This window comes from Oceaniglobus roseus (genome assembly GCF_002869745.1).
Classification (GTDB): domain Bacteria; phylum Pseudomonadota; class Alphaproteobacteria; order Rhodobacterales; family Rhodobacteraceae; genus Oceaniglobus; species Oceaniglobus roseus.
This window is the reverse complement of the sequence record NZ_PNOS01000053.1, coordinates 1-23,697: the sequence shown is the minus strand read 5'-3', so window position 1 is coordinate 23,697 and position 23,697 is coordinate 1. Positions and strand designations below refer to the sequence as shown.

The 23,697-nt window shown below is 67.9% G+C and carries 25 protein-coding genes and 1 tRNA gene; 8 read left to right on the top strand and 18 right to left on the bottom strand.

Annotated elements, in window-relative coordinates; translation table 11 throughout:
• Positions 1 to 628: aspartate dehydrogenase (locus A7B20_RS19610; protein ID WP_102110279.1), on the top strand; the 628-nt coding region annotated here is incomplete at its 5' end.
• Positions 629 to 682: 54 nt separating this feature from the next.
• Positions 683 to 759, top strand: a tRNA-Arg gene (locus tag A7B20_RS19605).
• A gap of 80 nt (positions 760 to 839) precedes the next feature.
• Here A7B20_RS19605 and A7B20_RS19600 read toward each other — a convergent pair.
• From A7B20_RS19600 to A7B20_RS19555, 12 genes are all read right to left on the bottom strand, one after another.
• Positions 840 to 1,841 carry a tyrosine-type recombinase/integrase gene (locus tag A7B20_RS19600; protein WP_157937736.1) on the bottom strand — a complete coding sequence of 334 codons (1,002 nt, stop codon included), beginning with the start codon at positions 1,839 to 1,841 and terminating at the stop codon, positions 840 to 842.
• A 190-nt stretch (positions 1,842 to 2,031) separates the two neighbouring features.
• Positions 2,032 to 2,244: a phage head-tail joining protein gene (locus A7B20_RS19595; protein WP_216641228.1), complete on the bottom strand. Its 213-nt coding sequence runs from the start codon at positions 2,242 to 2,244 to the stop codon at positions 2,032 to 2,034.
• A 130-nt stretch (positions 2,245 to 2,374) separates the two neighbouring features.
• The gene (locus A7B20_RS19590) at positions 2,375 to 4,057 is read right to left on the bottom strand and encodes a prohead protease/major capsid protein fusion protein (protein WP_342747283.1); all 1,683 of its coding nucleotides are present in this window, start codon (positions 4,055 to 4,057) and stop codon (positions 2,375 to 2,377) included.
• Complete coding sequence (locus tag A7B20_RS19585) at positions 4,047 to 5,471, bottom strand: phage portal protein (protein WP_102110277.1); 1,425 nt, start codon at positions 5,469 to 5,471, stop codon at positions 4,047 to 4,049. Before A7B20_RS19585 ends, A7B20_RS19590 begins: the two co-directional genes overlap by 11 nt.
• Position 5,472: 1 nt before the next feature.
• A complete protein-coding gene (locus A7B20_RS19580) occupies positions 5,473 to 6,054 on the bottom strand; it encodes a helix-turn-helix domain-containing protein (protein WP_102110276.1) in 582 nt (193 codons plus the stop codon).
• A gap of 59 nt (positions 6,055 to 6,113) precedes the next feature.
• On the bottom strand, positions 6,114 to 6,500 hold the full coding sequence (locus tag A7B20_RS19575) for a hypothetical protein (protein WP_102110275.1): 387 nt from the start codon (positions 6,498 to 6,500) through the stop codon (positions 6,114 to 6,116).
• Position 6,501: 1 nt separating this feature from the next.
• The gene (locus tag A7B20_RS19570; RefSeq protein WP_102110274.1) at positions 6,502 to 6,810 is read right to left on the bottom strand and encodes a hypothetical protein; all 309 of its coding nucleotides are present in this window, start codon (positions 6,808 to 6,810) and stop codon (positions 6,502 to 6,504) included.
• A 331-nt stretch (positions 6,811 to 7,141) separates the two neighbouring features.
• Positions 7,142 to 7,804: a hypothetical protein gene (locus A7B20_RS21365; protein ID WP_172961067.1), complete on the bottom strand. Its 663-nt coding sequence runs from the start codon at positions 7,802 to 7,804 to the stop codon at positions 7,142 to 7,144.
• A 244-nt stretch (positions 7,805 to 8,048) separates the two neighbouring features.
• Positions 8,049 to 9,878 (bottom strand): phage terminase large subunit family protein, encoded by a 1,830-nt coding sequence (locus A7B20_RS19565; RefSeq protein ID WP_102110273.1) that lies wholly within the window; start codon positions 9,876 to 9,878, stop codon positions 8,049 to 8,051.
• A complete protein-coding gene (locus tag A7B20_RS19560; protein ID WP_102110272.1) occupies positions 9,871 to 10,383 on the bottom strand; it encodes a hypothetical protein in 513 nt (170 codons plus the stop codon). Before A7B20_RS19560 ends, A7B20_RS19565 begins: the two co-directional genes overlap by 8 nt.
• 104 nt (positions 10,384 to 10,487) lie before the next feature.
• The gene (locus A7B20_RS21750; RefSeq protein WP_281260117.1) at positions 10,488 to 10,622 is read right to left on the bottom strand and encodes a hypothetical protein; all 135 of its coding nucleotides are present in this window, start codon (positions 10,620 to 10,622) and stop codon (positions 10,488 to 10,490) included.
• A gap of 37 nt (positions 10,623 to 10,659) precedes the next feature.
• Positions 10,660 to 11,382 (bottom strand): helix-turn-helix domain-containing protein, encoded by a 723-nt coding sequence (locus tag A7B20_RS19555; protein ID WP_102110271.1) that lies wholly within the window; start codon positions 11,380 to 11,382, stop codon positions 10,660 to 10,662.
• Between the two features lie 561 nt (positions 11,383 to 11,943).
• On the opposite strand from A7B20_RS19555, the gene A7B20_RS19550 reads away from it, so the two are divergent.
• Both A7B20_RS19550 and A7B20_RS19545 read left to right on the top strand, forming a co-directional pair.
• The gene (locus A7B20_RS19550; protein ID WP_102110270.1) at positions 11,944 to 12,870 is read left to right on the top strand and encodes an ABC transporter ATP-binding protein; all 927 of its coding nucleotides are present in this window, start codon (positions 11,944 to 11,946) and stop codon (positions 12,868 to 12,870) included.
• The gene (locus A7B20_RS19545) at positions 12,867 to 13,628 is read left to right on the top strand and encodes an ABC transporter permease (protein WP_102110269.1); all 762 of its coding nucleotides are present in this window, start codon (positions 12,867 to 12,869) and stop codon (positions 13,626 to 13,628) included. The genes A7B20_RS19550 and A7B20_RS19545 overlap by 4 nt, the downstream gene beginning before the upstream one ends.
• Positions 13,629 to 13,643: 15 nt before the next feature.
• Here the strand turns inward: A7B20_RS19545 and A7B20_RS19540 are convergent, their stop codons facing one another.
• Both A7B20_RS19540 and A7B20_RS19535 read right to left on the bottom strand, forming a co-directional pair.
• Entirely contained in the window at positions 13,644 to 13,976 is a 333-nt protein-coding gene (locus A7B20_RS19540; RefSeq protein WP_102110268.1) for a DnaJ family domain-containing protein, read from the bottom strand.
• Positions 13,977 to 14,072: 96 nt separating this feature from the next.
• Positions 14,073 to 14,456, bottom strand: coding sequence for a hypothetical protein (locus A7B20_RS19535; protein ID WP_102110267.1), 384 nt, complete (start codon positions 14,454 to 14,456; stop codon positions 14,073 to 14,075).
• Positions 14,457 to 14,639: 183 nt separating this feature from the next.
• Here A7B20_RS19535 and A7B20_RS19530 point away from each other — a divergent pair, with 183 nt between their 5' ends.
• Positions 14,640 to 16,133 (top strand): MFS transporter, encoded by a 1,494-nt coding sequence (locus tag A7B20_RS19530; RefSeq protein ID WP_102110266.1) that lies wholly within the window; start codon positions 14,640 to 14,642, stop codon positions 16,131 to 16,133.
• Here the strand turns inward: A7B20_RS19530 and hemE are convergent.
• A complete protein-coding gene (gene hemE, locus A7B20_RS19525) occupies positions 16,102 to 17,139 on the bottom strand; it encodes a uroporphyrinogen decarboxylase (RefSeq protein ID WP_102110265.1) in 1,038 nt (345 codons plus the stop codon). The two genes, A7B20_RS19530 and hemE, sit on opposite strands and share 32 nt — an antisense overlap.
• A gap of 115 nt (positions 17,140 to 17,254) precedes the next feature.
• On the opposite strand from hemE, the gene hemC reads away from it, so the two are divergent.
• Complete coding sequence (gene hemC / locus A7B20_RS19520; protein WP_102110264.1) at positions 17,255 to 18,205, top strand: hydroxymethylbilane synthase; 951 nt, start codon at positions 17,255 to 17,257, stop codon at positions 18,203 to 18,205.
• Between the two features lie 9 nt (positions 18,206 to 18,214).
• Here hemC and A7B20_RS19515 read toward each other — a convergent pair whose 3' ends face one another.
• From A7B20_RS19515 to A7B20_RS19505, 3 genes are all read right to left on the bottom strand, one after another.
• Complete coding sequence (locus tag A7B20_RS19515; RefSeq protein ID WP_102110263.1) at positions 18,215 to 19,357, bottom strand: MFS transporter; 1,143 nt, start codon at positions 19,355 to 19,357, stop codon at positions 18,215 to 18,217.
• A 62-nt stretch (positions 19,358 to 19,419) separates the two neighbouring features.
• On the bottom strand, positions 19,420 to 20,829 hold the full coding sequence (locus A7B20_RS19510) for an FAD-binding oxidoreductase (protein WP_102110262.1): 1,410 nt from the start codon (positions 20,827 to 20,829) through the stop codon (positions 19,420 to 19,422).
• A 76-nt stretch (positions 20,830 to 20,905) separates the two neighbouring features.
• Positions 20,906 to 21,514, bottom strand: a complete 609-nt coding sequence (locus A7B20_RS19505; protein WP_245867135.1) for an arylesterase — start codon at positions 21,512 to 21,514, stop codon at positions 20,906 to 20,908.
• 91 nt (positions 21,515 to 21,605) lie between these two features.
• Here A7B20_RS19505 and A7B20_RS19500 point away from each other — a divergent pair, with 91 nt between their 5' ends.
• Both A7B20_RS19500 and A7B20_RS19495 read left to right on the top strand, forming a co-directional pair.
• Positions 21,606 to 22,307 (top strand): ABC transporter ATP-binding protein, encoded by a 702-nt coding sequence (locus A7B20_RS19500; protein WP_102110261.1) that lies wholly within the window; start codon positions 21,606 to 21,608, stop codon positions 22,305 to 22,307.
• Positions 22,308 to 22,386: 79 nt separating this feature from the next.
• Positions 22,387 to 23,697: ABC transporter permease (locus A7B20_RS19495; RefSeq protein WP_157937734.1), on the top strand; the 1,311-nt coding region annotated here is incomplete at its 3' end.

The following is a 23,697-nucleotide window of genomic DNA, read 5'->3' as shown; positions in this document are numbered from 1 at the left end:
CCTCGCGCTGGAATGCGCGGGCCACGGGGCGCTTACCGAACACGGCCCGGCGCTGCTGGCGGCAGGGATCGACCTGATCGCGGTGTCGAGCGGGGCGATGGCGGACCCGGAGGTGTCGCGGCGCCTGCTCGCGGCGCAGGACGGCGGCGGTCGGCTCTCCTTCGCTTCCGGTGCCATCGGCGCGCTCGACGCGCTCGCGGCGGCGAGGGAGGGCGGCCTCGAGGAGGTGACCTACCGCGGCAGCAAACCCCCCGCGGGCTGGCGCGGCTCTCCGGCGGAGGCGGTGCTGGACCTCGACCGCCTCGCCGCGCCGGCCGTGCACTTCACCGGCACCGCCCGCGAGGCCGCCCGCCGCTATCCGCAGAACGCGAACGTCGCCGCCTCGGTCGCCATGGCCGGGCTCGGCTTCGACGCGACGCGGGTGGAGCTGGTGGCCGACCCCGCCCTTGCCCGCAACGTCCACGCCCTGACCTTCCGCGGCGCCTTCGGCAGCGCCGGCTTCGAGATCGCGGGCGAAAGCCTGCCCGGTGCGCCGAAATCCTCGGCCCTGACCGCGATGAGCCTGATCGCGGAGGCAAGGCGGCGGATGCCGCCCCCGCCTGTGCGGGCAGATCAGGTTTCGGGATGACAGGGCGGCCGCTTGCGGCTATGAGAACCCCCGTCGGCGCCCGCCGCCGCACGCGACCCCGTGGCTCAACTGGATAGAGCAATCCCCTCCTAAGGGATAGGTTGCAGGTTCAAGTCCTGCCGGGGTCGCCATTCTCTCATTTCTAGCATTTTATCGCCTTGTTTTCAGTAGGTTGCAAAGGTGTGTCCCAATCTGGGGTTGGTGTGTCCCACTACGCGGCCCCGATCAGCAGCTTGACCATTCTCGTTCTGTCCGCCGCGCGGGTGTACCGTTCGACTTCCGACAGCGTGATGTGACCTGCCATTGCAGCGATCTGGTGCGTGGTCGCTCCTTGCGCAGCCCAGTAGCAGCAGAACGCTTTTCGCAGCCCGTGCAGTCGCGCGGTCATGCCTGCCGCCCGCGCAGCCTCACCGAACAGGTTGCCCAGGCTGCCGGGCGCGTAGGGCTTGCCGTAGCCGTTCAGAATGAACGCCGGGGCGATATCCGGGGTACGGCGGATGACGGCGCGCAGCTCTGCGGTCAGGGGCACCTCGGCCACCGCCCCGGTTTTGCGGCGATGGTACGTCAACAAGCCCTCGATGATGTTGTGCCGCCCGATCACGGCCAAGTCGGACCTGCCAGCGCCAGTGAACAGCGCCAAGTCGAACAGCAACCGCTCGACGGTGCCCACCGGCCACAAGCCCATGAAACGCTCGATGTCGGCGGCATCGGCGGTAGGGAAGCCCTTGATCTTCGGCTTCTTGATTTCCACCGCCAGCATCGGATTCTTGGCGATGAACCGCAGGCCGCGCGCATAGTCGAACACGGGTTTCAGCGCCTTGTATTCGTTCACCGCGCTGTGCCCGCCTTTGGCAAACAGAGCGACTTCGATCAGCTCCGGTGTGATGGTGGAAAGCGGCCGTTCGCCCTGGGCTTCGACGTATCTGCGCAGAATCGGTCCGCGCTGCGCCCGGGTGCCTTCGCTGATCTCCTTCGTCCAGTGGGGCGAAGTCAGGTAAAGGTCCACCGCCCAGGCAAAGGTGCCGGAGCGGGGAGTTGTGGTGCCTGGCGGGCGTTCCTGCCAGCGGGCGTGTTCGGCCCAATAAGCCGCTTTGACGCGTGGATCTTCGGGGGGAACGCCGTGAACGCCGAGAGGTGTCTCGGTCCCATTGCGACGGTAGTAGTGAAACCACCGACCTCGGCGTGGGCGAGATCGCAGATAGTCCTCGGGCATCATTTTGTCCCCGTGAAAGGCTTGTCATCCCACTTGCTAGCATCGCGGGCGCCCTTGTCGGGATAGTCAAAGGCTACGCCGTCCGGTCCAACCGCCTTGATCCTCGCACCAGGGTGAAGGGCAACAACAGCGTCATATGCCTCCTTGATCTGGTGCGCGGTCGGCATGGAAGGGGCAGCGCGCCGGGACATCACAGCCCCTTCGACGTGGCGAAGCGGACGGTGCGAATCGTCCGCCCCTGGGCAGCTGCGAGGCGGCTTTCGAGGTCGCTGATCGCCGCCGCCATTTCCGCGTCGGAACGATAGGTCACTTCCTCATCCCCCAGGCGCAGCTTCGAGACACCCTTCGCGCGGGCGGCGCGGAGGGTGTCGAGCTGGGTCATCATGGTGGCAACGTCAGCCATGGGTCCGCCCTTATGCGCCGGGGTTCATGTACCAGGCGCGGTGGTCGAGGAAGGCCGCGCCGAAGTCGAGGCGGACCTTGAACTGCATCCCGTCCACCTCGAACCCCGCCTTGGTCTCGACCTGGGGCCCTTACTCGCCTTGCAGGTAGGCGTATTCCAGACCCTCGACCTGGGCCGGATCGGCGGCGACGTACCAGCGCGTCGCGTTCGTCAGGCGGGCCTCCACTAGCAGTTGCAGCTTGCCGCCGAAGGGGTTCACGTCGTCGCTCTTGTGGGCCTGCACGGTTGCCAGCAGCTTCTCGGCCTTGGTTTCCAGCGCCGGGGGCACGATCAGGTATTTCGGGGTCACCTTGATCGGCTTGCCGGAAAGCCCCTTCTGCGTCCGCATGGCGAGGCGCGCGGCCGAGAGGGTGGCTTCCGACAGGATCGCCCCGGAGGCGGCGAGGTTGCCGTGCGAGGCGTGGAACAGCGCGTTGCCGTCATCCATGTTCGGGCCGATCCCCGAGTTGGCCACCAGCAGGTTGACCAGGAACTGCGCCTCGAACTCCACCGCCGCCATGCCCCACTTTCCGGCCATGTCCACGAAGGCGCCCAGGTCGTCGTTCACCATCGCCTTGCGGCTGATCGCGAAGATCCGGCCGTAGCTGTCGATCGCATAAGACTCCTTGGCTTCGTCCATGGTCCCGTGTTTGAACTCGCCGCCTTCGTTGACTTTTTCGAGCGTCGGCGCCTCGCCCAGCTGGATCGAAGTCTTGGCTCGGAAGTCGCGGGCCGTGGTGCGCCGCGCTGCCGATTTCAGGGTGTCCGGCGCGGCGGCATATCCCGCGCGCAGCGAACGGTTCACGGTGTCCCCGAAAATCGCGGGGAAGTCCGAGGTGGTGTGTAGTGCGCGGGTGATCACGTCCGCCGGGGAAAGCCCGGTCAGGGCGACACCGGAGCGGGTCAGCACGTCGCGCGCCATGTCGAGAGTCGTCATCCCCATGTAGGGCCGCGCCGCCTCGCTCGGGGTGTGCGCGGGGTTGGCGCGGGCGAACTGCGCCTCGCCCATCCGCGTCACCAGGTTGGCGGGGCTGTCGAGCTGGTGCATCGCCGTGACGCGGGGGCCGGTCGTGGCAGCGCGGGTCTGCACTTGGGCGATGGCCTCGGCGCGGGCTTGGTCGATGCTCGCCTCGCGGTCGATCAGCCCGTTGGCGAAGTCCTGGGGAAGCCCCAGCATCGTCGCCAAGGCGCGGATCTCCGCGTTGGTCTCGGCGCGGGTCACGGTCGCGACCTGGGGCGGGGCGTGGGTGGTGGTGGCGGGCGGTTCCGCCGTGGTCGTATCGGTCGGCATGGGATCACTCCTCGTGGTTGCCTGGGGGTCCGCCGGGACCGACACGAAACTGGCCTCGGCCAGTGTCCAGCGGGTCGCGGTTCGGGTTTTCTGCCCGTTCTCTCCGGGCCGATCTTGGAAGGTCTGGACGGTGTAGCCGATGGAGACGGACCGGATCACACCGGCCTCGATATCGTCCATCAGCGGCTCATGGCGGGCCGATATCCTCACGGTCCCGACCAGTGCGCCGCCCTCGATAGTCGCGCTTTCCAGCGTCCCGAGGATGCTGGCAACGCCGTCCTGGCGGTGCCCGTCGAGAACCGGGACCGGCATCCGCGAAAGGTCCACCGCCTTCGCGCTGATTTCCAGCCGCTCGGAATAGGGGCCGTCGAAGCCGGACCGGATCACCGGGGCGCCGGTCGATAGGATCACCTGCACGGTGCGCCCCTTGCGGTCGAGCGTGGTCGGCCGGAAGGCGGCGCGGGTCTGCATGTCAAGCGGCATTGGCTGCGCCTTCCTTCGGCTTCGGGGCGATGTTCAGCTGTTCGGCGCGGGCGCGGTCCGCCGCAATCTGGCGGTCGATTTCCTCGATGTCGTATCCGCGTTCTGCGATGATGTCGGCGCGGCTGCGCAGGTTGGCGTCCATTTCCATGATCGCCGCCGTCGCGTCCTTCTGCGGATCCACCCACGGCCAGCTCGGGGGCAGCCACTTCGCCGTCATCAGGCCGGACCGGGGGTCGAGATAGTCGCGGGCCGAGACGGTGCCTTGCATCACCTGCCAGCGCATGAAGGCGTCCCAGACCGGACGGCAGAGCTGAAAGACGATGACGTGATGCTGCACGGCTTCGCAGAACCGACGAAACTCAAGCATCGCCGCCCGCTGGCTCGAATAGTTGACTTGGGAATAATCCCCGGTCAGTTGCTCATAGGTCAGCCCCACGCCCGCCGCCATGGCGCGCAGGGTGTGGACGGCCAGCGCCGGGGCGTCGCCGCTGTCGGGCGGGTCGGAGAACTCAACCCGCTTGTTCGGGGGCATCACCGACATGGTGCCGGGTTCGAGGCTGACTTCCAGCGTGTCGCCCTTCGCGGTGCCGCTGTAGCCGCCGCCGGTGCCGTCCGCGTCATAGATGAACCCGGCGTGAAGCGCGGCCACCTTGGCGCGCACCAGGAGCGCGTCGGACAGTTGGTCCAGCTCGTGCGCAGTCAGCAGGATCGGGGCGAACCAGGACAGGCCGCGCACCTGTCCCGGCACCAGGGCGCGGAACAGGTGGATCACGGAGCGGGCCTCGAAGCGGACCGGGGGCAGCGTTCCGGCATAGTGACCGGCTGAAAATCCGCCTTGCCCGAACCCGGCGCCGGGCCGGATATGGTAGGCCACCCGTGCGCCCGTTGCCCGGTCGAACTCGACCCCCTGCACCGCATAGCGGGAGTCGCTGATTTCCTTGGTATAGGACCGGTCGAGCTGTTCGGGGTGCAGGCGTTGCAGCTGGGGGGCGCCGTCCTGGGCGAAGATCCACACGAACAGCGCCTCGCCCGTTACCACCATATCGCGGGCGGCTTGGTGCTGAAGCGCGTAGAAGTCCGCGCCGCCGGTCGCGTCGGCGCGATCCGTCCAGGCGAGGAAGGAACGATGCAAGCCGCGCCGGGTCGCTTCGTCCTCGACCTGGGCAATCGGCTTGATCCCGTGCCCGATCAGGTTGTCGGGCAGCTTCTGCGCCATGTTGGCCCCGTGGGGGTTGTTCAGGGCGTAGTGCTGGGCGCGAGTCGAGACGGTCGCCGCGCCGCCGTGGATCGAGCTGCGGGCATCGCCGCCGATCATCTGCCATCGGCGCCCGCTCGTCGCGGCTTCGAGCTGCCGCTTGTGCGTCGGGCGGAACAGGTTGCGCAGGGCGGTGAGGGGGGCGAAGGGGGCGCTCATCCTATTCACCCGACTCGAGGGAAGTATCGGTTCGGGCAAGGCGCATGAGCGGCTTTTGGCGATCCAGAAGCTCTTGCCCAAGATGGTTCAGATCAAGAACCAACACCGCTCCGCGCAATTGCGAGGGAGTAGCATTCTCGAAAGCGCTGTTCAGATCCACGTCCCAAAGCTCTGTGCCGTCGGCCCAGAGGAAGAAGTACTGCGCCGGAATCACTCGAATGGTCTCCTCGAAGTGATCCGCCACGGCTCGACCCGCCTGATGTCGGAGGAAATGCGGGAAGTCGAAGCCCACATGAAGGTCGGTCCAGGCGCTTGTCTGGCAGAGCGCGTGGTAAGCCACGCGCTTCGCGCAAAGGTGTGCCCAGGCAACGGACTTCTCGACCGGCAGTCGGTCGCTGATCAGGTTCGCCACTACCAACACCGAAAGGTCGAACACATCTGCACGGAAATGTTTGCCGGGGGGCAGCGGCTTGAGAAAGCCCCTCGCCCGCCAGTTTCTCTGCGAGCGCTCCGAGACGCCGGTGATCTTGGCGGTTTCGGCCGGTGTGAAGAGTAGGGGGATGTGCTGAAAGGTTGTGGGCATATCGCCTCCTTTTGACGCGGTTTACTATAATCTGGAAACCGCGTCAAGTTGGGGCGTTTTCAGGTCACCCGCTTCACTGCCGCTTCCCAAACCGCGTCCTGCAACTGCTCGGCCCGCTTCGCAGAGTCCACCAAGGTGCGCAGAACCGCGTAGAGCGGGCGGCTTGCATCGCCGAAGGTGTTCAAGCCCGGATGCTCGAAGGTCAGCTCTTCCAGCGCCAAGGCCAGTCCCACCACGTCCGCAAGCTCGGAGTTTGCGGCATCTTGGGCTTCTCGGAAGGCGTCGCCGTCAAATGCGCTTACAGCCGTGGCACTGGTCGCGCTGTCGGCTTGCAGCTCGGCCAACTGCTTCACCTGCTCGGGCAGCTCGCCCAGGAACAGGGCCTCCCCGCGCGCAAGGGCGGTTGCGGGGTCGATCAGCATGTTGAGGTTCAGGGAAAGGGTCATGTCACCGGCCCTCCACCCAAGTGCTACGCCCGAGGTCATAATGCATCATCGGGTCGCCATACTGGTAAGCAGGGGGGAAGGCCGCTGCCAGCAGCGTCTCGTCAATGACCGAAAAGGTGCGCGAGACTTCGAACCCGTTGGGCAAGTCGGTCCTCAGAGCCGCGTGGATCGCTCTCATGTGGACGAGGATCGAGTCAGCGTCGGAGGCGGGAAGATAGCGGGCCGGAGAGGCAATGGCGGGCAGCGCCATGGCGGCGCCGGAGACGGGGAGCGCGGACAGGACCGCGCGACGGGTCAGTTGGTTGGTCATGGATCTTCTCACTGGTTGTGGCTGTTGAAGGCCAAGCCGTGTAGCGGACGCGGCAGCCGGGGGTTCAACACTTGCCAGTGAGACAAGCCAGACGCTTTTAAGGTTTCCCTCTGGACATGACGCCTGCCCCCGACCATATTCGTCGCGGTAAGACGCCCGCCAAGGCAGTCTTCGTTCGCAAGTCGAAGCGCGCCAACGCTGACTTGCCTATCACTGGTCCGGGTGTTGAAGCCCACCTGCACACTGCCCTCAATCTCGCCTGCAATCAAGAGCGCCCTTCGGGGTCATCTGCGGTTTGCAGAATGCAACGCTACTGCGAGGTTTTTGCCGGTTAAGATTTTTCCCTGAGCATATCGACATATAGTGGATTAGTTAAGATAGCCTCATATGCCGACTTCCCAGCTGGATCTTGCCGATATCGAAGGTAGGCATGAAAATTCCTAAGTAAGTCTGCTAGTAAATCCATTTGCTTGATCAGGAGCTCAATTTCATCAAGTTTCCAAAGGCTGCAAATTTTTAACCATTGTTCCTGCCGCCATTCGTACGTCAAATCTCCCTTCTCACTCATCTTATAGTCGTTAATGAGAAAATTAGAATACTGCTTCACAGACGTCCAAACAACTTGATCTGGTACAGTAGATATACTTCCCCATATTCCGTGCACAATGTCAGTTCTGACTCCATCTAGCCGATTATAAATGTCTATGATGATCCTGAGCACATTTAGGTCGTCTTCGCCAAGTGATGCTTCCGCTGCTGCAAAAACGATCTCACGACGAGCTCGGGAATTTTGAATTGATGTAAATACGGCTACCGAAGCGGCATTCTCAACTCCAAGCATAGACCCTAGGCACAAGCCCATATGAACCTCACTTTCGGCTGAATTGGCAGCGCACTGACCAATGAGAGAGGCCAACCTGCTACCGGCAGGTGCCTTGGTACCCAAAGTCTTCGGAGCGTCGTGATACTGTTTGGGGATAGGTTGACGAGCCAAACTCTACTCTCCTAACTATGGGCGCTTTCAATGCAGCATGGTCTAATCTAAGCGGGCAAGTCTATAGGACTGAAGATCTAGAGTAGCTGTGCCAGGCACACTGCGAGATCCGGCTCGACCTCCTTGACGATCGCGCCGCGCCCGCCAGAAGGCAGCAGACCGCGCGTTGTCGGGGTTTTCCCACTCACCGACTGACGGGGCCGCTTCGGGTAATGCCCCCCCTCGCGCGACCTGCGAATCTCTGTCACCCGCCCAGAAACCGTGACCGGATGACCTGGGGCTTGCGCCGCGCGGGCTTGGCTGCGCCTTCCTCGGCCAGCGCTGCTATCCGCGCCGCCTCCGCGTCCAGGTCGAAGCCCGAGGACTTCAGAGACTCGAGCGCCGCCGCCGCGTAGATCCGGCAGTCGAAGGCTTCGTTGCGCTCGGAGGGGGCCTTGCGCCACTCGCGGATCGCGCGCCCCTTGCTGTACTTCGTGAAGGGCTTCTCGGCCGTCATCTCCGAGAACCATGCCGCCTCGCGCCCCTCGGGTATGTGCACGAAGCCTGGGCCGTGGTCCGTCTTGGCAAGACGGGTGAAGGCGATCTCTTTCAGGGTGTCCACACCGATCAGGTACAGCGGCTTCTTCCTGTGCTTCGACAGGCTCGGGCGGTGCGGCCATGCGTCCAGACCGGCGCGGGAGGCGCCCTTGATCGCGTAGACGCGACGGTGATGGCGCGGGGTCGTGAAGTCCAGCACACGCGCCGTGAAGTGCCCTCCGCTGTCCTGGCAGGCGGCGGCGACGGGCAGGGTGCCGGTGATCGGGTGCGCCCAGCTCCGCGTCAGGATCGCGTCCAGCTCGGCCCAGAGCGCGGGGCCGGTCGGATCGCCGTGCAGGCGGATGAAGTCCAGTGACCAGGATTCCTCGCCCGCGCCCCAGCCGACGATTTCGAGCGCCAGCCATGTGTCCTGGGTGTCGATCCCCACGGTGATCGCGGCGACCTCGGCGGGCAGCTCGTGGCCCCAGCTCTCCACCCGCTTCGACAGGGCGCCGCCGTCCACGTCCTGCGCCGCCTTCTCCTCCCAGGTCTCGCCCAGCTTGGTGTTCACCCACGATTTCAGGCGGGCGGGGTCCGCCTTCACCCGCGTGTGTTCCCAGGCGATATCCGCCCAGGTCTCGAAGGGCGACAGCAGGGCGGGGAGGTGAAAGCCCGCGGTGCGCCCGTCGCCCGGCGCCGTGGCCTTCCAGAAGCCGCCGCGCAACATGGCGGGCTTGTCCCGTTCCTCGTGGATCCCGCCGCAGCTCGGGCAGATGCAGGCGGCGGTCTCGGGCCGGTCCTTCTGCCACTGGATCGCCGCCCAGGTGATGACGAAGGGTTCCGCGCAGTGCAGGCAGGGGACGTGAAAGCGCCGCTGGTCGCTTTCGAGATAGGCCGCTTCGATCCGGCTAAACCCCTTGATGGTAGGGGTGCTGATCATCAGGATTTTCCGCCGGCCGCGATAGGTGACGGTCCGCTGAACCGCCAGCGCAATCGGATCGCCCTCGCCTTCCACGTCGAGCGGGAAGGCGTCGATCTCATCGAGGACCAGGAAGCGGGCCGGGGTCGAGCGCAGGCTTGCGGCCGCGTTCGCCCCGGTCATCACCAGCTCGCCGCCGACGAACTTCTTGTGGGTGGCAGTGTTGCCCGGCTCGCGCGACTTCGCCGGGACGACGCGGGCCGCGATCTCGGGCACGATCTCGAAGTAGGGGTCGATCCGGGTCCGGGTGTTGCGCCGCACCATGTCCACGCTCGGCATCACCAGCATGGCAAGACCGGGGCTGTTGCAGACGATGTATCCGAGGAAGTTAAGTCCCGCCTCGGTCCCGCCGGTCTGCGCCCCCTTGATGATCGCCACCCGCTCGACAGGGGAGCTGGTGGACAGGCAATCCATGATCTCGCGCAGGTACGGGGTGCGGTCCGTCCGCCAGCGTCCAGGCTCGGCGCTGGTGGACGGCAGGCGCCGGTATCGGTCCGCCCATTCGCTGACCAGCATCTGCCGTTCGGGGCGCAGCCCGGCGCGCCATGCGTTGTCCGCGATGGTCCTGGCGTCAAGCATGGTTCAGCAGCTCCGCCAGCGGCGTGTCGGCCAGCTCCTCGAGGTGGGCGCGCATTTCCCGGTCCAGTGCCGAGAACAGCGCGGACAGGTCGGCATCGACCTCGGCCGCGATGATCGGCGCAATCCGGCTGACCCACGCCGTGTGTGCGTCCCGCTCCGCCCTGGCCCGGTCGTGAAGCGCCAGCTCGACCTCGCGCCGGTCGATCAGCTCGCCCTTCCGCTGCGCAAGGTCGAGCTGCAACAGGTCACGTTGCGCTTCCTCGCGCTCCTGCTTCACCCGGCTGAGGACACTGGCGCTGTGCTGGGCCTCGCTCGCCTTCTGCCGGACGTTCGCCCGATACCAGGACTCGGCAGCGGCCAGCGGGACGCGCCCGTTGTCGAGAACCGGCAAGCCCGCCTTGACCATCTGCGACACCCGCCCGGAAGTCACGCCGATGCGCTTGGCGAAGGCGCTCTTGCTCATCTCCTTCGGGGTCTGGTTGTCGAGATTTTCGAACAGTGTCATGGGCTTATCTTAGTGTTTCAGGGCATCTCAAACTAGCTAAGTCGCGGGGTGCGAATTACCCCTGTGGCACCATCGCAGGAAGGACCCGCGATGGCTGGGGAGGGTCAGCCAATCCGTTCGGCCAGTTGCAGAAGGTCGAAAGAGATCTCGGATTTCTCCTCGTGGAAGCGTTCGGGGTCTCGGGCATGGGGCCGGAGCTGACTGACCCTCACGGAAAGCCGGTAGAGCGCGCTGCGCACATCGGCTTTCCTTGCCCGTTCCGCCTCGGATATCGGCTCACTGCGCCGCATAGCGCACCTCCCTGGCGTCGATCATCGCGGCGAAGTAGGCCAGAGCCTCGGCCGTCCGCCTGTCGTCCTCGGGTGGCTTCCGGAAGGGCAGCGCGAACACGGTGCCGCCCTTGGTCGATCCTGGCGCCGTCAGGGGCATGTCGCAGAGCTTCGGCAGGCCGCGCTTTCTCAGCCAATCCACCCATGGGTTCAGGCGCTGCCAATCCCGCTGTGCGATGAACATGGGACCATCGCAGATGTTGCCTGTGAACCGGTGTCGCCGGTAAGCCTCGAAGGGCGCCCCCTTTTGTTCAGAAGATTGTTCTATATAGGAAAGCTCACCAGTGACCCCTTTTCGGCTCACTGGTGAACCCTTTTCTTCGGCCTGAAAGCTCACCTGCGACCCCTTTTTTCCGACCTCGGATTGAGCCCTTTTCGCCGCCCGGAAGGGCACGATCTTGCCCGGCGAGACGAGGCTGTAGGCGGTGCGATTTCCGGCCCCGCGCCCCTCGGTCCGGTGCAGCCATCCGCCGTCCGCCAGCTCGCGGATCGCGCGCTTCACGGTGGCGAGTGAGACGCCCAGATACTCGACCAGGGTGGCCAGCTTCGGGTTCAGCTGCCCGGTGTCGTCGCAGGCGAACTGGACGGCCAGAGCCGTCGCCACGTTCTTCGTGCTGGCCGAGACGCCCCGGAGCTGCATGACGGCTTTCAGCCACTCGAACCGGTTCATGCGTCGATCCCCCAATGCAGGGCGATTATGGGGTGACTGGCGGGAAGGGACGGGGTATGTTCGCCGGGAAGCTTGTGAAGTTTCCCAAGACGATATGCCCCGGTAGCGCCCGCCAGCGCGCCGGGGTTTTTGATTTCCAGATCGGTCGAATTGTGTCCCAACGCAACGCGTAAGCCATTGACCTGCAAGCGGCGGAAACCGCTCACTGTGTCCCGAGGTACCCTTTGAAATTCCACGGGTTCTGGCGGATTTTCAGCTTCCTGCCGGGGTCGCCATCTCTCCCGCTTTTCTGCCGCGATCGGTCCTTGGGGTACCCTGTCCGGGCGTCTTCGGGTGCGCCCTGCTGGTCGGCGTTGCGGCAGCCGAAGGTGTGGTTGGCCTCCGGCGGGCGTATTGGGGCAAGGAAGAAGGCCGTGGGGGCGTCTTGCCTGGAACGCTTGCTGCGGAACCTCTGCGCGGGGGGCGGTGCGGTGGCGCTCGGGTGCGCCGGGCTGTCTGCCATTGTGCCTGCCGGTTTTCCGGCTACCTTCGCGGAACACATCACTTTCCGGAGCGCCACCGATGCCGGACATCGTATCCATCACCGACCTCACCAAGACCTACGGCAGCGGGTTCCAGGCGCTGAAGTCGGTCTCTCTCGACATCCGCGCAGGCGAGATCCTGGCGCTTCTGGGTCCGAACGGGGCGGGGAAGACGACGCTGATCTCCACCGTCTGCGGGATCACCCGGCCCACGTCGGGGCGCGTCACCGTGGGCGGGCACGACATCCTGGACGACTACCGCGCGGCGCGGCGGCTGATCGGCCTCGTGCCGCAGGAGATCACGCTGGAGCCGTTCGAGCGGGTGATCAACACCGTCCGCTTCTCGCGCGGGCTGTTCGGCCTCGGCCCCGACGACGCCCATGTGGAGCGGGTGCTGCGGCAGCTGTCGCTCTGGGACAAGAAGGATTCGAAGGTGGTGGAGCTCTCGGGGGGCATGAAGCGGCGGGTGCTGATCGCCAAGGCGCTGAGCCACGAGCCGCGGGTGCTGTTCCTCGACGAACCCACCGCCGGGGTCGACGTGGAACTGAGGAAGGACATGTGGCGGGTCGTCGCCGACCTGAAGGCCGACGGCGTGACGATCATCCTCACCACCCATTACATCGAGGAGGCGGAGGCCATCGCCGACCGCATCGGCATCATCGCCAAGGGCGAGATCCTGCTGGTCGAGGACAAGGCGGCGCTGCTGAAGCGGATGGGCCAGAAGCAGATGGTGATCGAGCTGCAGAGCCCGGTCAACGCGGTGCCCGATGGCCTCGGCGATTTCGACCTGGATCTCGGGCCCGAGGGTACGCTGGTCTATACCTATGACACGCGGGCCAACCGCACCGGGATCACCAAGCTCCTTTCGGCGCTCTCGGGGGCGGGGCTGACGCTCAGGGACGTGCAGACGCGCCAGAGCTCGCTCGAGGACATCTTCGTGAACCTGGTGAAGGAGGACGCGGCATGAACCTCCAGGCCGTCCGCGCGATCTATGTCTTCGAGATGGCGCGCACCTTCCGCACGCTCCTGCAGAGCATCGTCTCGCCGGTGCTGTCCACCTCGCTCTACTTCGTCGTCTTCGGCGCCGCCATCGGCTCGCGCATCGACGAGGTCGAGGGGGTGAGCTATGGCGCCTTCATCGTGCCGGGGCTGATGATGCTGTCGGTGCTCCAGCAATCGGTCAGCAACGCCGCCTTCGGCATCTACTTCCCGAAGTTCATCGGCACGATCTACGAGCTGCTCTCGGCCCCTGCCTCGTTCATCGAGATCACGGCGGGCTACGTGCTGGCGGCGGCGACGAAATCGCTGATGATCGGTCTGATCATCCTCGCCACCTCCTTCGCCTTCGTCGACATCTCGGTGCAGCACCCCCTCTGGATGCTGGCCTTCCTTGTCCTGACCTGCCTGTCCTTCTCGCTGTTCGGCTTCATCATCGGCATCTGGGCGCAGAACTTCGAGCAGCTGCAGCTCGTGCCGCTGCTGATCGTCACCCCGCTCGTCTTCCTCGGCGGCTCGTTCTACTCGATCTCGATGCTGCCGCCCGCCTGGCAGACGGTGACGCTGTTCAACCCCGTGGTCTACCTCGTCTCGGGCTTCCGCTGGTCCTTCTTCGGCGCATCCGACGTGCCGGTGGTCTGGAGCCTGCTCGCCATCGCGCTGTTCACCGCGCTTTGCGTCGGCGTGATCGCCTGGATCTTCAGGACGGGATACCGGATCCGGAAGTAGCCTGGACGGGGACGCTTACCCCTTCAGGAACTTCCGTCGTGCTTCCTCGGCGATGCTCTGGCGCAGCATCAGCCCGGAGAGCCGCGCCATCTCGCGCTTGCGCGCCTCGGGGTCGGTCACGCCTGCCAGCACGGCGCGCTGGTCGGCGACCTGCTTCTTCAGCCGGATCTCCTCGGGCAGCACGCCGGCTTCGGCCATCATCCGGAATCCGGCGGCGACGCCGGGATCGGTAAAGGCGTCGCCCGTCGCGTCCGGCAACGGTTTGCCCTCGCCCTTCAACCCCTGCAGGCCGCCGGAGAGCCGCGTCTTCTGGATCTGTCGTTCGACCAGGGTCCGGAACGATCGCATCGCCACACCTCATGCGCCTGACCCCGCGATCTTACAGCCGTCGCGCTTCGGCCACAACGGCGGCCGGTCGGCGCGCCGCGGCGCGATCGGACGGCGTCACCCCCTTTTCGGTGCCTTCACGAATTTCGCGCCGCCGGCCCGTCGCGGCGGTTCGGTGGCCTCGGGGGGCGTGTCGTCCGGCTGCCCGCGGGCGATGGCGCGCAGGGCGGCCTCGACCTCGGCGCTTGAGGCCTCGCCGTGGCCCTGCCGGGTGATGAGGCCGACGGCAAGCCCCGGTGCGATGTCGAGCGCGGCGCGGGCAAGGCGCAGGTTGGCGAGCGCCCGGCGCCCTTCGGCATCGACCCGTCCGAGCGGCAGGTCGAGCGCCTGGCGTTCGGCCGGGGTCGGCGGCACCGCCGTCAGCCAGCCCGCCAGCACGATGGAGCAGGCGACGAGCGCGCTGCGCAGGAGGCTGAAGGCAAGGCGCAGGGTGAAGAGCATGGCGAACCTCCCCGGAAACCGGCTGGCCCGCAGGCTGCGCGGCAAAGACGGCGGGAGCGGGGCAGGGTGGGGGCCATGCGGCGGCGGGGCACGCGGCCTTTTCCGCCCCGCGGCTTGGAGCGGGCGCGGCGCACGCTAGGTCTGGCCTTGCCACGGCGAACCAGAGCAGCGAAGGCCCGATCCATGTCCGTCACCACTTCCGAACCGGCGCCCGGCGGCCCGGCCAAAGCGGCCGAGGGCGAGCGCCCCGCGCCCCGGGCGCGCTGGATCGCCATGGCGGTGCTGCTGACGGCGAGCTTCATGAACCTGATCGACGTCACCATCGTGAACGTCGCGCTGCCGAGCATGAAGGCCTCGCTGAACGCCAGCCCCAGCCAGATCGAGTGGGTGGTCGCCATCTACATCCTCGTCTTCGCCCTGTGCCTGCTGCCCGGCGGGCGTTACGGCGACATCTACGGGCGGCGCAACGTGTTCATGGCGGGGGTCGTGGTGTTCACCCTCGGTTCGGCGCTCTGCGGCCTCGCGCCGAGCATCGGGGTGCTGGTGGCATCGCGGGCCGTGCAGGCGGTGGGCGGCGCGATGATGGTGCCACAGACGCTGGCGCTGGTGCCCGCGCTGTTCCCGCCGGAGGAACGGGGCGCGGCCTTCGCGACCTTCGGGCTGTCGGCCGGTCTCGCCTCGGTCAGCGGGCCGCTTCTGGGGGGCGTGCTGATCGGCGCGGATCTCTGGGGGCTCGACTGGCGGCCGATCTTCCTTGTCAACGTGCCGGTGGGGGTGCTGGCGATCCTTCTGGCGCTCCGGTTCCTGCCGAAGGTCTCGCGCCGCCCGGACCAGAAGAACGATGTCGTCGGCATCGTCGTGGCGGGGCTGGCGCTGCTCTTCGTGGTGTTCCCGCTGATCGAGGGGCGGCAGCTGGGCTGGCCGCTGTGGTGCTTCGCGATGATCGCGGCGGCGCTGCCGATGGCGGCGCTGTTCGTCCGGTGGCAGAAGCGGCAGGCGGCGCGGGGCGGGGCGCAGCTGCTGTCGGCCGGGCTTCTGGCGAACCGGAACTACCTTGTCGGCGTGCTGCTGACGGCGATCCTGTTCTCGGGGATGCCGAGCTTCTTCCTGATCATGGCGCTCTTCCTGCAGGACGGCTTCGGGCTGACGCCGCTGCAGTCCGGGCTGACGACCGTGCCGTTCTCGGTGGGCGTGCTGATGGCCTCGCTGGTGGCGGGGCGGCTCGGCAACCGGGTGCTCAGGGCGCGGATCACAACGGGCGCGTCGATGATGTCGCTCGGCATGATCTGGCTCTGGTTCCTGGTGTACGGCATCGGCGAGGAGGTGGTGAGCCTCCGGTTCCTGCCGCCGCTGCTGATGGCGGGCTTCGGGCTGGGCACCGCGATCTCGCCGCTGTTCAACACGGTCCTCGCCTCGGTCTCGGGCGAGAATTCGGGCGCGGCCTCGGGCGCGTTGCAGGCGTTCCAGCAGGTCGGCGGCGCGATGGGGGTGGCCATCGTCGGGCAGATCTTCTTCTCGCGCCTCGTCGGTTCGGGACCGGAAGGCAGCGCGACCAGCCACGATGCCTATGCGGGCGCGTTCCTGGCCGGGGTCAGCTACCCGGCCTTCGCCTTCGGGCTGCTGGCGGCGATGGTGTGGCTCCTGCCTAGGCCGGGGCGCGCAGCGACTCGAGCATGAGGGCGACGTTGTCGGGGTCGGCATCGGGGGTGATGCCGTGGCCGAGGTTGAAGATGTGCGGGCCCTTCGAGAACGCCGCCCTGATCCGCTTCACCTCGTCCACCAGGGCCTGGCCGCCCGTCACCATGTGACCGGGGGCGAGGTTGCCCTGCACGCAGCCGTCCACCTGCACCTTCTCCGCCGCCCATTCCGCCGACACCGAGTTGTCGAGCGCGACGCAGTCCGCGCCGGTGGCCTTGGCGAACCCGATGTAGTTGTCGCCCGCCTCGCGCGGGAAGGCGATGACCGGGACGCCGGGGTGGCGCGCCTTCAGCGCCGCGATGATCGTCCTGGCGGGGGTCAGGGCGTAATCGTGGAAGTCCTGCCCCTTCAGCGATCCGGCCCAGCTGTCGAACAGCTTCACCGTCTCGGCGCCGGCGTCGATCTGGGCCGAGAGGTACTCGATCGTCGCCTCGGTGATCCGCTGCATCAGCGCGTCGAACAGCGGCCGGTTCTGGGCCTTCAGGTCATGGGCCGGGCCCTGGTCGGGGGTGCCGCGGCCCGCGATCATGTAGGTGGCGACGGTCCAGGGCGCGCCGGCGAAGCCGATCAGCGCGACGTCGGAGGGCAGTTCGCGGGCAAGGATCCGGACGGTCTCGTAGACCGGGGCGAGGTGGTCGTGGATCGCGTCGCCGGGTTTCAGGGCGTCGAAGGCGGCCTGGTCGGTGATCGTCGACAGCCGCGGCCCCTCGCCGGTGACGAACCAGAGGTCCGCGCCAAGGGCGTCGGGCACCAGAAGGATGTCGGCGAACAGGATCGCCGCGTCGAAGGCGAAGCGGCGGATCGGTTGCAGTGTCACCTCGGCGGCGAGGTCGGGGGTATAGCAGAGCGACAGGAAGTCCCCGGCCTCGGCGCGGGTGGCCTTGTACTCGGGCAGGTAGCGGCCCGCCTGGCGCATCATCCAGGCCGGGGGCACGTCCATGGTCTCGCCCGCCAGCGCGCGCATCAGTTTCTTCGTCTCGGCCATCTCGCCCCCCTCGTCGCTGCCGTCTGTGGTCCGGTTCAGGTGCCTGTTTGTCAAGCCGGAAAGGCCGCCGCTGTTTGATATTGTCAGGTCAACCTGACACTTGTAAGCCTTTGCCATGCGCTTGACCCTGCCCACCCCCGACGAGCCCCTGAAGATCGGCACCCGCGGTTCGCCGCTGGCCCTGGCCCAGGCCCATGAAACCCGCGCCCGGCTGGCCGACGCCTTCGACCTGCCGTTCGAGGCTTTCGAGATCGTGGTCATCAAGACCACGGGCGACAGGGTGCTGGACCGGCCCCTGAAGGAGATCGGCGGCAAGGGCCTGTTCACCCGCGAGATCGAGGAAGAGCTTCTGTCGGGCGGCATCGACATCGCGGTGCATTCGATGAAGGACATGCCGGTGGAACAGCCGGGGGGCCTTCTGCTCGACACCTACCTGCCGCGCGAGGACGTGCGCGACGCCTTCGTGGCGCTGGATGGCGGGGCGCTGGCGGCGCTGGCGGAGGGGAGCGTGGTGGGCACCTCGTCGCTTCGCCGCAAGGCGCAGCTTCTGAACCGGAGGCCCGACCTGCAGATCGTCGAGTTCCGCGGCAACCTCCAGACCCGGCTGAAGAAGCTGGAGGACGGGGTGGCGATGGCGACGTTCCTTGCCATGGCGGGGCTGAACCGGATGAACCTGCCCGACGTGCCGCGCCAGCCGATCCCCGAGGACGAGATGCTGCCGGCCGTCGCGCAGGGCGCCATCGGGATCGAGCGGCGCGCCGACGACTCCCGCGTGGCGGAGATGCTGGCGGCGATCCACGACGGACCCACGGGCCAGCGGCTGGCGGCGGAGCGGGCGTTCCTGGCCGCGCTCGACGGCTCCTGCGAGACGCCGATTGCCGGGCTGGCCGAACTGGACGGCGGATCGCTCAGGCTGAGGGGCGAGATCCTGAGGACCGACGGATCCGAGGCGCTGGCCGACCGGCGCAGCGGCGCGATCGAGGACGGCGCCGAGATGGGCCGCGACCTGGCGGCGGCGCTCCTGTCGCGGGCGGGCGCGGGGTTCTTCGACTGGAAGGCGGCCTGAACGCCCGGCTCAGGCCTGCACGGGCAGCCCGCGCCGGTCCATCGACCAGAGCGTGATCCCCGCCGTCGCCGCCGCGAGCGCGCCCAGCACCGCCGCCGCCTGGTAGCCGCCAAGCGCGGTGCCAAGGGCGAAGACCCCCGCCGCGAAGACCTGCGCGCCAAGCTGCACCAGCGAGATCAGCGAGCCGCCCATGCCGGGCCGACGCCCCAAGAGGTCCTGGAGGTACAGCAGCGGCTGCGACACCAGCACCGAGGCGCCGATGCCCGCGGGCAGCAGCAGCAGCCAGACGGCGGGCGTCGCCCCGAGGTAGGGCAGCGTGGCGAGGAAGGCGGCGTAAAGCAGGCTCGCCCCCGTCAGCACGCGGGTGATGCCGAAGCGCAGCGTCAGGGCGGGCAGCATCAGCATGAACGGCACCTCCAGCCCCGCGACGATGCCGACGAACAGCGACACGTCGCTTTCGTCCCGCCCCGGCGCGCCGTTCAGCACGAGGCCGATCAGGATCATGTAGAGCGTCACGCTCCCCGTCATCATCGCCAGCAGCACGGCACGGCTCAGCACCGGGCCGTTCGCCAACTCGCCCAGGGCCGCGCCGATGGACAGGCCCGAGCGTTCGTCCTTCCACCGCGTGCTTCCGTCCTTCGGCCAGGCGAAGAGGAAGATCGCCAGCGTGATCGAGGCCATGGTGCCGCAGACGAGGTAGACCGACAGGAGCTCGACCCCGCCCTGGAAGACCAGCGCCCAGATCGGCAGGACGACGAGCCAGGGCAGGCAGAAGACCGCGCGCAGGCTGGTCTGGATCGCCACCCTCTCGGCCTGCGGATGGATCGACCCGGCCAGGCGGGCCATGGCGAAGAGCTGGCCGAACAACGTCGCGGCGGCGGGGAAGAACAGCGTGTGGGCGACGACGAAGGCGAGCGGCGTCTGGACCAGCCCGACGCCGAAGGCCCCGACCAGCCCCGCCCCCGCCATGAAGCGCGCCATGGTGCGCCGCCGCGCCGTGCGGTCGGTGACGACCCCCACCACCATCGCCGCGGCAAGCGAGAGCGCCGCGCCGGTGCAGTAGATCAGCGCGTACTGCCCGTCCGAGAAGCCGAACACGCGCACCGCGATCAGCGACTGGTAGGGACCGATCGAGGCGGCGTAGGTCGACACCGACAGGAGTGCGAGCGCGATCAGCCGCAGCGCCGGGTCGCGCAGGATGACGAGGAAGGCCTTCAGGGCAGCACCTTTCCGGGATTCATGATCCCCGCCGGGTCGAGCGCAGCCTTGATCCTCGTCATCACGTCCAGCGCCACAGGATCCTTCCGCCGCGCCATGGTGCCCTGCTTCGACAGCCCGATCCCGTGCTCGGCCGAGAAGCTGCCGCGCATCTCGGCGACGACATCCTCGATCTTCTCCAGGATCAGCTCGCCCCGTTCGGCGGCAGTCTCGGGCGAGGGCCAGATCGTCAGGTGCAGGTTGCCGTCCCCGAGGTGCGAGACGAGGACCATCTCGGCCCCGGCGTCGGCCTCCTTCAGCGCGATTTCGGCGCGGTCGAGGAAGGCGGGCACGTGGTCCAGCGCCACGGCGACATCCATCAGGATCAGCGGCTTCTTCGATACGGAAATCTCGGCCGCGTCCTCGCGCCGCTTCCACATCTCGGCCCGCTGCGCCTCGCTGCGCGCCACCACGGCGTCGAGCACGCGGCCCTCCTCGATCAGCTCGGCCAGCGACTCCTCCAGCGCGGCGGTCAGCGCGACCGAGCCGTCCTCGGCCACCTCGGCGTCGCGCGGCGCGGTGCCGCCGATCTCGAGCATGACGTTCACCTCGTGGATGGTGTCGAAGGCGGGGCGGGCGCCCTTCACCACCTCCAGATGCCGCCGCATGTAGGACCCCGGCATGAACTCGAACGCCTCGACCGCGCCGCCGCTTGAAGACTGGAGACGGTTCAGCAGATCCAGCGCGTCGGACAGCGCGGGCAGGGCGACCATGGCGGTGGCATAGGCCTTCGGCTTCGGCATCAGCTTCAGCACCGCGCCGGTGATGATGCCGAGCGTGCCCTCGGCGCCGACGAACAGGTCGCGCAGGTCGAAACCGGAGTTGTCCTTGCGAAGCTCGCTCATCAGGTCCAGCACCTCGCCCGAGGGCAGGACGACCTCGATCCCCAGCACCTGCTCGCGCGTGTTGCCGTAGCGCAGGACGTTGGAGCCGCCGGCATTCGTCGACAGGATGCCGCCGATCATGGCCGAGCCGCGGGCGCCGAAGGTGACGGGGAAGACAAGGTCGTGCTCTGCCACGGCATCGTGAAGGGTGGTGAGCACGACGCCCGCCTCGACCACGGCGATCCGCGCCCCGGGCCGGACCTCGCGGATCCGGCGCATCCGGTCGACGGACAGGACCAGCCGGTCGGGGGCATGGGTGCCGCCGACAAGCCCGGTGTGGCCCGCCGAGGGAACGACGGGCGTTCCGGTCCGGCTGGCCAGCTTCATCACCGCGCTGACCTCGGCGGTGGTGACGGGGCGGATCACCGCGCGGGGCTGGCCGTGGTACTTGCCCGTCCAGTCGCCGACCCAGGGGGCGCAGTCCTCTCCGGTCAGCACGTTTGCGGGGCCGACGATGCGGCGCAACTCTTCGACGATGTCCATGGCAGGCTCCGTGATACCGCGGCGACCATCGCCCATGGGGGGCGGAAGTTCCAGCCCCGTTCGGGGGCCGAAGCGCCTACTCCCCGCGGGCGCGGGCGATCAGCTCCAGCACCTTCGGCCCGAGGTTCCGGACGATCAGCTTCACGCCCTCGGCGTTGGGGTGGATGCCGTCGGACTGGATGTATTTCGCCCGCGTCGCATCGCGGTCCGGCATCTCCTCCAGCGCGGCAAGGAAGCTTTCGGCGTAGAGGGTGCCGTACTGCTGCGCGAGGTCGGGATACATGGCGTCGAAGGCGGCCTGGTACTCGGGGCCGTAGTTGCCGGGCGCCTTGAGGCCGATCAGCAGCACCGGCACGTCCTTCGCCCCGGCCGCCTTCAGGATGCCCTCGAGGTTCGCGCGGCTGGTCGCAGGCTCGATCCCGCGCAGAAGGTCGTTGCCGCCGAGCGCCACGATCATCGCGCCGACATCGTCGGTCAGCGTCCAGTCGACGCGGCTGAGTCCCCCCGCCGTGGTGTCGCCCGACACCCCCGCGTTCAGCACCTTCACCTCGGGCGCGCCGTTCTCGTGCAGCCATTGTTCCAGCTGCGGCACGAAGCCTTCAGGCTGGGGCAGGCCATAGCCCTGGGTCAGGCTGTCGCCGAGCGCGGCAACGGTCAGCGGCTGGGCCGCGAGCGGTGCGGCGATCAGTCCCAAGGCGAACCCGGCGGCAAGGGGCAGCTTGCGCAGGGTCGCACGCGCCCCATATCCCCCTGAACGGCCAGAAAAGGTGCGAACGATGAGCGATCCGATCCTGTCCCTCACGGACATCACCCTGTCCCTCGACGGCAACGCCGGGCGGGTGGAGATCCTGAAGGGCATCAGCCTTGACGTGATGAAGGGCGAAACGGTGGGGCTGGTGGGGCCTTCGGGATCTGGCAAGTCGTCTCTCCTGATGCTGATGGGCGGTCTCGACCGGGCCACCACGGGGCGTGTGCGGGTGCTGGGGCAGGACATCACCGACCTCAACGAGGACGCGCTGGCGCGGTTCCGCCGGGATCATATGGGGGTGGTGTTCCAGTCCTTCCACCTGATTCCGACGATGACCGCGCTGGAGAACGTCGCGACGCCGCTCGAACTGGCGGGGGCAGAGGACGCCTTCGCCCGCGCCGGGGCCGAGCTTGCGGCGGTCGGTCTCGGCGCGCGTGCCTCGCACTATCCCTCGCAGATGTCGGGGGGCGAGCAGCAGCGGGTGGCGCTGGCCCGTGCCGCCGCGGTGCGCCCCGAGGTGCTGCTGGCGGACGAGCCGACGGGGAACCTCGACGGCAGCACGGGGCAGGCGATCATGGATCTTCTGTTCGGGCTGCGCGACCGCCACGGCGCGACGCTGATCCTCGTCACCCACGCGCCCGAGCTGGCCGAGCGCTGCGACCGGGTGATCCGGCTGGAGGACGGGCGCATCGCGCCCGAGGACCGGGCCGAGGCGCGGGCGGCGGAGTGAGAGAACTTTCAATGCCTCCGGCGGGGATATTCATGAAGCAAAGATGGGCATGGGGCGTTCGCCCGGGCCGGGGGGCGGCATGAGCATCGGTGTCGCGGCACGGATCGCGCGACGGGAGTTGCGCGGGGGATTGAAGGGCTTCCGGGTGTTCCTCGCCTGCCTCGCCCTCGGGATCGCCGCCATCGCGGCGGTCGGCACGGTACGCGAGAGCATCGAGCAGGGGCTGGCGCGGGAGGGCGCCTCGATCCTTGGCGGCGATGCCTCGGTCGAGCTGACCTATCGCTTCGCGAAGCCGGAGGAGCGGGCGTTCCTCGACGGCCTCGGCGACGTGTCCGAGATCGTCGACTTCCGCTCCATGGCCGTGGTGCCCCGGGACGGGGATGCGGAGCGGGGGCTGACGCAGGTCAAGGGCGTCGATTCGGCCTATCCGCTCTACGGCCGGGTGCGGCTCGAGCCGGAGATGGAGCTGGCGCAGGCGCTGGACGGGGCCGACGGGCGGCCCGGCGCGGTGATGGACGGCGTGCTGATGGACCGCCTGGGGCTGGCGCCGGGCGACATGTTCCGGCTCGGCACGCAGGAGTTCACCGTCATGGCGCGGCTGGCGCGGGAGCCCGACAGTGGGACCGGCGGCTTCACGCTGGGACCGCGCACCATCGTCCGGACGAGCGCGCTGGAGGGATCGGGGCTGCTGGCGCCCGGTACGCTCTACGAGACCGAGTACCGGCTGCGGCTGCCGCCGGGCACCTCGCTGGAAGCGGTGAAGACGCAGGTGGCCGCGACGATGGACCAGTCCGGATACCGCTGGCGGGACAGTCGCAACGGGGCGCCGGGGCTCTCGCGCTTCGTCGAGCGGCTGTCGGCCTTCCTCGTGCTGGTGGGGCTCGCGGGTCTTGCCGTGGGCGGTGTCGGCGTGGCGGCGGCGGTGCGCGCGCATCTGGAGGGCAAGACCGGGGTCATCGCGACTTTGAAGACGCTGGGCGCCGAGGGGCGGACGATCTTCCAGGTCTACCTGATCCAGATCGGCGTTCTGGCGCTGGCGGGGATCGTCATCGGGCTTGTCATCGGCGGCGTCGCGCCGCTGCTCTTCGCGCCGCTGATCGAGGCGCGGCTGCCCGTCCCGGCTAGCTTCGCTCTGTATCCGGTGCCGCTGGTCGAGGCGGCGGTCTACGGCCTGCTGACGGCGCTGCTGTTCACCCTCTGGCCCCTCGCGCGGACCGAGCGGATCCGGGCGGCGGCCCTTTATCGCGACATCGGCGGCGTCGGCCGGGCGATGCCGCGCCCCGTGTTCGTGGCGTTGCTGGCGGCGATCCTGGTGGCGCTGGTGGGGCTGGCGGCCTGGCTGTCGGGGCTCGCGCTGCTGACGCTCTGGGCGGCGCTGGGGCTGATCGCG